Raw genomic sequence first — 7980 nt, 5'->3', positions numbered from 1 at the left:
CCAGCCCGGCCGCCGAGTCGCGCGCGCGGCGCTCGCGCTTGTCGAGCACCTCACCGGCGCCCTGCCCAAAGCGGCTGGACACACCACCGGCTTTCATCTGGCCGGTCACTTTCTTGGCGATCATCTTCTCGATGTCGAATTTTTTCATGCTCATGGGATGGCTCCGCGACTGGTTCTCAAGGTGGCGATTGTCGCCCCACGCGATGGGTTCTAATGCCCGTCCCTCCCCTGAAGATTCACCAGCCCATGGCCATCAAGGCGACCATCTACAAAGCCCAGCTGCAGCTGGCCGACATGGATCGCAGCATCTACGGCGACCACAGCGTGACGATCGCGCGCCACCCGTCTGAAACCGACGAGCGCATGATGATCCGCCTGCTGGCCTTTGCGCTCAACGCACCGGCAGACGATCACAACGGCGCGCTTGATTTCGCCAAGGACCTGTGGGACGCCGACGAGCCCAGCCTGTGGCAAAAAGACCTGACCGGCCAGATCATGCAGTGGATCGACATCGGCCAGCCCGACGACAAGCGCCTGATGAAAGCCAGCCCGCGCACTGAAGCCCTGCATGTGTACAGCTTCAGCCACAGCACGCCCATCTGGTGGGCCGGCATCGCGACCAAGATCACCCGCGCACGCAACATCGCCGTGTGGCAGGTGCCCGCCGACCAGAGCCAGGCGCTCGCCGCGCTGGCACAACGCACCATGCAGCTGCAGGTGACGGTGCAAGACGGTGCTGTGTGGGTCGGTGACGGCGCCAGCAGCATCGAGATCACGCCACAGCGGCTGAACCCGGCCGCCTGAAGCCTGCAACGACAGGCGCCACCCCCCCCCCCCTGGAGCCGCACGTATGAAACTGCTCACCTGGCGCCTTGGCGCCGCCTCCTTCTTCATTTCGATCAGCCCCTACGCCATGCCGCAACCACCCGCCACCACCGGAACCACCGACCCCACCGATCCTTTCATCTGGCTTGAAGAGGTCCAGGGCGAACGCGCGCTCAACTGGGTGCGCGAGCGCAATGCGCTGTCGCAAAAAGAGCTGACCGCGCGGCCCGAATATGCGCCCACCAAGGCCCAGCTGCTGGAGGTGCTGAACGCGAAAGACCGCATTCCCACCGTCGCGCGGCGCGGTGACTGGCTCTACAACTTGTGGCAAGACGAAACCAACAAGCGCGGCCTGTGGCGGCGCACCACGCTGGCCGAATACCGCAAGCCCCAGCCGGCATGGGAAACGGTGCTCGACCTCGACGCCCTGGCCAAGAGCGAGAACGAAAACTGGGTCTGGGGCGGCACCAGTTGTCTCGGCCCGAGCTACCGGCACTGCATGGTGATGCTGTCGCGTGGCGGCGCCGACGCCAAGGTGGTGCGCGAGTTTGACGTCGCCACCAAGCAGTTCGTGAAAGACGGCTTCACGCTGCCCGAGGCCAAGACCGACGTCGACTGGATCGATCAAAACACGCTCTACGTGGGCACCGATTTTGGCCCCGGCTCCATGACCGATTCGGGCTACGCGCGGGTCATCAAACGCTGGAAACGCGGCACGCCGCTCAGCGAGGCCGTGACGGTGTTCGAAGGCGAGGCCAAAGACGTGGCGGTGAACGTGAGCGTCGACAAGACGCCCGGCTACGAGCGCACTCTGTTCCTGCGCGCGCTCGATTTCTACAACACCAAGAAGTTTCTGCTGCAAGGCGACAAGCTGGTCGAGCTCGACATGCCCAGCGATGCCACGCCCAGCTTCGTGCGCGACACGATGCTGCTGCACCTGCGCAGCGATCTCCAGGTGGGCGACACACGCTTCCCGAGCGGCTCGCTGCTGCACACCAACGCCACGGCCTACCTGCGCGGCGAGCGCAAGCTGGCCGCGCTGTTCACACCCACGGCCACACGTTCGCTGTCGGGCTACACCAGCACCCGCGACCACGTGCTGCTCAACATCATCGACAACGTGGCTGGCAAGCTGGAGCAGTGGCACAAAAAGGGCGACAGCTTCACGCGCCGCGAGATCGCCGCGCCCTTCCCCGGCTCGCTGGGCGTGAGCAGCCTGCACGACCCGCTGTTGAAAGACGACCCGCTGGCCGAGGCCTACTGGCTGAGCTACACCGATTTCCTCACACCCGATTCGCTCTATCTGAGCAGCACGGCCAACGACAAACGTGAGTTGCTGAAGGCACGGGGCGGCCTGTTCGACAGCACCGGCATGCGCGCCGAGCAGCGTTTTGCCACCTCGAAAGACGGCACCAAGGTGCCCTACTTCGTGGTCTGGCCCCAAGGCGCCAAGGCCGACGGCAACAACCCGACGCTGCTCTATGGGTACGGCGGCTTCGAGATCTCGATGAAGCCCTGGTACTCGGGTGGCTTCGGCCGCGCCTGGTACAGCCGCGGCGGCGTGCTGGTGGTGGCCAACATCCGCGGCGGCGGCGAGTTCGGCCCGAGCTGGCACCAAAGCGCGGTCAAGCCCAACAAACAACGCAGCTACGACGACTTCATTGCCGTCGCCGAAGACCTCGTCACGCAGAAGATCACCTCGCCCAAACACCTGGGCATCATGGGTGGCAGCAACGGCGGGCTGTTGGTCGGCGCCACCTTCACGCAACGCCCGGATCTGTTCAACGCCGTCGTGTGCCAGGTGCCGCTGCTTGACATGAAGCGGTACCACACGCTGCTGGCCGGCGCCTCGTGGATGGCCGAATACGGCAACCCCGACCTGCCCGACGAATGGGCCTACATCTCCAAGTACAGCCCGTACCAGAACCTGAAGGCCGGCACGAAGTACCCCCGCGTGCTCTTCACCACCTCGACCCGTGATGACCGGGTGCACCCCGGGCACGCTCGCAAGATGGCCGCGCTGATGCTGTCGATGAAACACGACGTGCTGTATTACGAAAACATCGAAGGTGGCCACGGCGGCGCGGCCGACAACGAACAGCGCGCCCATCTGCAAGCGCTGGAATACAGCTATCTCTGGCAGCAGCTGGGCCGTTGACGGCGCCTATCGGCGCATATTGTTGGACAATCGTGCAATATCTAACGCGATATGGGCGTCCGACAACAATGCCGAGCCCCTCGCTTGCAGGGGCGCCCTGAGCAGCACTGCTCGCTTCTCCTAGTCCTCAGCGCTTGGCGCGTCGGGCAAACTGTGTTTTGTGCACGTCCGTGCAACAAAGCATCTGGAGAAGCAGCCCATGAGATTTTCGATTCAGCCCGCCCTGTCCCGCGCGCTCGCCAGCGCCACCTTCGCGTTCGGCCTCGTGGCCTGCGGCGGCAGTGACCCCAGCTTCGAGGTGAGCACCGCCCAAGGCGCCGTGTCGGGCATCGAAACCGCCAGTTCCTACGCCTACCGGGGCATCCCCTACGCGGCCCCGCCGGTGGGCAACCTGCGCTGGCGCGCCCCGGCCGCCGCCGCCAGTTGGGGTGGCACCCGTTCGGGCGCGAACTACGCACCGCACTGCGCCCAGCCCGCCTCGCCATTCGGCTCGGCCTCGACCAGTGAAGACTGCCTCTACCTCAACGTCTACACGCCCAAGGGCAACGGCACCTACCCAGTGATGGTGTGGATACACGGCGGTGCGTTCTACCTGGGCCTGAGCAATGCATTCGACCCGTCGGCGCTGGTCGCCAAGGGCGTGATCGTGGTGACGATCAACTACCGCCTCGGCGCTCTGGGCTTCATGTCGCACTCGGCGCTCACCGCCGAACAAGGTGGCAGCTCCGGCAACTACGGCCTGATGGACCAGCAAGCCGCCCTGCGCTGGGTGCGCAACAACATCGCCAACTTCGGTGGCAATGCGGACAACATCACCATCGTCGGCGAGTCGGCCGGCGGGTTCAGCGTTCACTCGCACGTGGCCTCGGCCGGGTCAGCCGGCTTGTTCCACAAGGCAATCGCGATGAGCGGCGCCTACCCTTTCGGTGCCCCGCAAGACAGCCTGGCCGTGGCGCAACTCAAGGGCGCAGGCGTGGCCACCGCCATCGCCACCGCCACGTCAACCACCGCTTGCACCACGGTCGACTGCCTGCGTGCACTGCCGGTGTCTGCCTTGCTCACGGCGCAGGCGGCCGTGTACCCGAGCGGCCCGGTGCCGTCGGTCGACGGCAGCGTGCTCACCGCCAACGTGCGCACCACCATCGCGGCCGGCACCCACAACCGCGTGCCGATGATCGAAGGCACCACGCGTGACGAATGGCGCTTGTTTGTCGCACTCGACGAGTTGGCACCCGGCGCCGTGCCGCTGGCCGACAACGCCGCCCACATCGCCAAGGTCACCGCGCTGCTGGGCGGCGCGCTCAACCCGGCCGCCGGCCCCACCGCCACCGCCCTGGTCAACGGCCTGTACTCCACACCGTCGATCTACCCCGATGCAAGCGTGGCCTACGGTGCGCTCGGCACCGACATGGTCTTCGCCTGCAACGGCCGCATCGCTGCGCTCGAACTGCAACAGCACGCACCTGTCTATGCCTATGAGTTCCGTGATCGCACGGCGCCGTCGACGCTGCCGCACCGCTCCACCTTCAGCCTGGGTGCGTACCACGGGTCGGAGCTGCAGTACATCTTCCCCACCAGCAGCCCGCTCACGGCCGAGCAGCAGACGCTGGCCGGCACGATGACCAGCTACTGGACGAATTTCATGAAAACCGGCAACCCCAACGGCACCGGCGTGCCGGCCTGGGCCGCCTTCACCGCCGCGGCCGACGGCTACCAGGGGCTGGACATCACCAGTGGTGGCGGCGTGGCCGCTCTGGGCACCAACTTCGCCACCAGCCACAACTGCACGGCGCTGAACCAGGGCGTGCCCTTCACCCCCACGCCCTGAGGCGCGGCGGGTTCCAAGACAACGAACAACAACTGTGAGGCAGGGAGTGTGGGCCGGTGCAAGCCGGCCCACTTTTTTGGGGCGCAACCGGCGGGCTTACTTCGGCTCGGCGTCTTGCAACAAGCGCCACATCACCTTGCCGGAACCCGACTTGGGCAGGCTGTCGGCAAACTGCACGACCTTCGGCACCTTGTAAGCCGCCATGTGGTCGCGCGCCCAGTCGGTGATGTCTTGTTCGGTGGTCTTGCCCTTGGCTTCAGCGCGCAGCACCACCACCGCCTTGACGGTTTCGCCGCGATATTCATCACGCGCCGCGATGATGCAGGCCTCTTGCACCGCGGGGTGCTTGTACAAAAGCATCTCCACCTCGGCCGGCCACACCTTGAAGCCGCTGGCGTTGATCATTCGTTTCAAGCGATCGGTGAGAAAGAAGTAACCCTCTTCGTCCATGCGCCCGAGGTCACCGGTGCGAAAGAAGGGCTTGCCTTCGAACTCCACAAACACCGCCGCAGTGGCGTCGGGCTGACGCCAGTAGCCCTTGAACACCATCGGGCCGTGGCTGATGATCTCGCCCACCTCGCCAGGAGGCAGCTCCTTGAGCGTGCTCGGGTCGACCACACGCGAGTCGACACCGAAGATCGGAATACCCAGGCACTGCGGTTTGGCACGCTCGGGTGGGTTGGCGTGTGTGGCGGCGGCCGTCTCGGTGAGGCCGTAGCCTTCGGCGAAGACGATGCCGAATTCCTTTTCAAGCCGGTCGGCCACCGCCGCCGGCATCGCCGCACCACCGCCGTTCATGAAGCGCAGGCTGGAGAGGTCGAAGCTCTTGTAGTTGGGGCTGCCGAAGAGGTCGATCACCATCGTCGGGATGCAGGTCCAGTGCGTCACCTTGTAGCGCGAGATGGTGCGGCCCACGAGCTCGCGGTCCCAGCGCGGCATGGTGATCACGGTGGAGCCGGCGAACACCGCAGCCGACATGCCGACCATGCCGGTGATGTGGAACATCGGCACCACGCCCAGGCCGATCGCTTCGGGGCTGCCGTGGCTCCACTGGATGCCGCAGGTCTGGTGCATCAGCGTGCGGTGCGTGTGCATGCAGCCCTTGGGGTTGCCGGTGGTGCCCGAGGTGTAGGGCAGCACCGCCAGGTCATCGGGTTGGGCTGTGTTGGCCCCCGGCACGAGTTCTTGCGCCAGCACCTCGGGCCAGCGCAGGAAGGTGGCGCTGCCTTGGCCTTGCGCGGGCAAGGCCGGGTCGCTGCGCAACCAGGCGTCGAGTGGTGCTGCCGGTGTGTCAGCCGGGTCGATGCGGCTCGCATCGTTCATGGCATCTGAATAGCGGGTGACCAGCACGTGCGTCAGCCGCTTGGCTTCGGGCACGGCGGCGTTGGCGGTTTCGACCACGGCCGCCAGGTCGGCGCTGCAGATCGCCACCTTGGCCTCGGGGTCGGTGATGTAGTGCGTGAACTCTTCCGCCTTGTTCATCGGGTTCACCGGCACCACCACGGCGTTGGCGCGCAAGATGCCGTAGAAGCTCGCCAGGAACTGCGGACAGTTCTGCATGAAGAGCGCCACGCGGTCACCCGCCTTCACGCCCACACTTTGCAGCCAGCCGGCCACGCTGTCGGCACTGGCCTGCAACTCGCTGAAGCTCATCTCGCGGCCGAAGAAGATGGTCGCCGCCTTGTCGGGGAAACGCCTCGCCGTGACCTCCAGGTTGAAGCTGAGCGAGGTGGCCGGCACGTTCAGCTTGCGCGGCAAACGTTGCGGCCAGATGCGCTCGTGCGGGCGGGGGGTGGCTTGGGTCACGGGAACTCCTTCGAGAAAGAACGACAGCGCTGCGCGCAAGAACCGAAGCATGGCAGTGCACAAGACTTCTGCTGGCCTCGGAAAAACCCTAGGCGCCCTTGGTTGAGGGCGACCCATCGCATGCTTCGTGCTTATGCTGCGCCATGGCTGTCACCCAAGCGACTCTGCAGATAGAGGCTCCCGCCTTCCTCGACATCGAAGCCTCCGGCTTCGGGCGCCACAGCTACCCGATCGAAGTGGGCTACGTGCTGCCCGATGGCAGCAGCTTCTGCAGCCTGATCCGCCCCGCACCGCACTGGACACACTGGGACCCGGCCGCCGAAAAGATCCACCACATCCGGCGCGAGATGCTCGCCCAACATGGCCGCAGCGTGAGCGAAGTGGCCCAGCAGCTCAACGATCGCCTGCGTGGGCGCACCGTCTTCAGCGACGGCTGGGCACACGACTACCCGTGGCTGGCCGCTTTGTATGACGAGGCCGAGATGTCGCCCAGCTTCAAGCTCGACAGCCTGCGCAGCCTGCTCACTGAAAGCGAAGCACGCGACTGGCAGGCCACGCGCTTGCTGATGAGCCACAGCATGGTGGGGCAGCGCCACCGCGCCAGCGCCGACGCGCGGCTGTTGCAGTCGACGCTGATGCGCCTGCGCGCGGGCTGATCAGTTCGTCTTCTTGTCGCCGAGCCGCAGCATCTCGGTCGAGGCGTCGCCGCTCAGCAGGCCCGCGGCGGCATAAATGCCGAGCTTCTCGCGCGTGTCGCTGATGTCGAGGTTGCGCATGGTGAGCTGGCCGATGCGGTCTTGCGGCGAGAACATCGACTCGCCCTTTTCCATCGTCAGGCGCTCGGGCTTGTAGGTGAGGTTGTTCGAGACCGTGTTGAGGCTCGAGTAGTCGTTGCCGCGGCGCAGCTCGATGGTGACCTCGCCGGTGATGGCCCGCGCGACCCAGCGCTGCGCCGTCTCGCGCAACATGATGGCCTGCGGGTCGAACCAGCGGCCTTGATACAGCAAGCGGCCGAGGCGGCGGCCGTGGTCGCGGTACTGCTCGATCGTGTCTTCGTTGTGGATGCCGGTCACGAGGCGCTCGTAGGCGATGAAGAGCTGTGCCAGGCCCGGCGCTTCGTAGATGCCGCGGCTCTTGGCCTCGATGATGCGGTTTTCGATCTGGTCGCTCATGCCCAGGCCGTGGCGGCCGCCGATGCGGTTCACTTCCAGGATCAGGTCGACCAGGCTCGCGTACTCCACGCCGTTGATCGCGACCGGCACCCCTTCGTTGAAGCGCACGCTGACCTCTTCGGCCTTGACCACCACGTCGTCGCGCCACGAGGCCACACCCATGATGGGCTGCACGATCTTGATGCCGCTGT

At 65.8% G+C, this 7980-nt stretch carries 5 protein-coding genes and 1 pseudogene; 4 read left to right on the top strand and 2 right to left on the bottom strand.

Translation table 11 applies throughout. The features are described 5' to 3' along the window. The first annotated feature begins 246 nt into the window (after window positions 1-246). The 3 genes from RMO40_RS23260 to RMO40_RS23250 all read left to right on the top strand — a co-directional run bounded on the left by RMO40_RS23260 (window position 247) and on the right by RMO40_RS23250 (window position 4811). Entirely contained in the window at window positions 247-804 is a 558-nt protein-coding gene (locus tag RMO40_RS23260) for a YaeQ family protein (protein WP_309725978.1), read from the top strand. A 46-nt stretch (window positions 805-850) separates the two neighbouring features. Then, window positions 851-2983 carry a prolyl oligopeptidase family serine peptidase gene (locus tag RMO40_RS23255; RefSeq protein ID WP_309725977.1) on the top strand — a complete coding sequence of 711 codons (2133 nt, stop codon included), beginning with the start codon at window positions 851-853 and terminating at the stop codon, window positions 2981-2983. Between the two features lie 199 nt (window positions 2984-3182). Next, entirely contained in the window at window positions 3183-4811 is a 1629-nt protein-coding gene (locus RMO40_RS23250; protein ID WP_309725976.1) for a carboxylesterase family protein, read from the top strand. A gap of 96 nt (window positions 4812-4907) precedes the next feature. Here RMO40_RS23250 and RMO40_RS23245 read toward each other — a convergent pair whose 3' ends face one another. Beyond that, window positions 4908-6617, bottom strand: a complete 1710-nt coding sequence (locus RMO40_RS23245) for a long-chain-fatty-acid--CoA ligase (protein ID WP_309725975.1) — start codon at window positions 6615-6617, stop codon at window positions 4908-4910. A 143-nt stretch (window positions 6618-6760) separates the two neighbouring features. On the opposite strand from RMO40_RS23245, the gene RMO40_RS23240 reads away from it, so the two are divergent. Beyond that, the gene (locus RMO40_RS23240) at window positions 6761-7273 is read left to right on the top strand and encodes a hypothetical protein (protein ID WP_309725974.1); all 513 of its coding nucleotides are present in this window, start codon (window positions 6761-6763) and stop codon (window positions 7271-7273) included. Here the strand turns inward: RMO40_RS23240 and RMO40_RS23235 are convergent. Next, window positions 7274-7980 (bottom strand): annotated as a pseudogene (locus RMO40_RS23235) (argininosuccinate synthase domain-containing protein); the annotation flags it as partial.

The sequence above is a fragment of the Rhizobacter sp. genome (assembly GCF_031412075.1).
Lineage (GTDB): Bacteria > Pseudomonadota > Gammaproteobacteria > Burkholderiales > Burkholderiaceae_C > Rhizobacter.
This window is presented reverse-complemented; position numbering and strand designations above follow the sequence as displayed.

Excerpts from the sequence above, each read along its gene's own strand:
- RMO40_RS23260 (WP_309725978.1), top strand. The coding sequence starts at position 247 with ATGGCCATCAAGGCGACCATCTACAAAGCCCAGCTGCAGCTGGCCGAC.
- RMO40_RS23255 (WP_309725977.1), top strand. The coding sequence starts at position 851 with ATGAAACTGCTCACCTGGCGCCTTGGCGCCGCCTCCTTCTTCATTTCG.
- RMO40_RS23250 (WP_309725976.1), top strand. The coding sequence starts at position 3,183 with ATGAGATTTTCGATTCAGCCCGCCCTGTCCCGCGCGCTCGCCAGCGCC.
- RMO40_RS23240 (WP_309725974.1), top strand. The coding sequence starts at position 6,761 with ATGGCTGTCACCCAAGCGACTCTGCAGATAGAGGCTCCCGCCTTCCTC.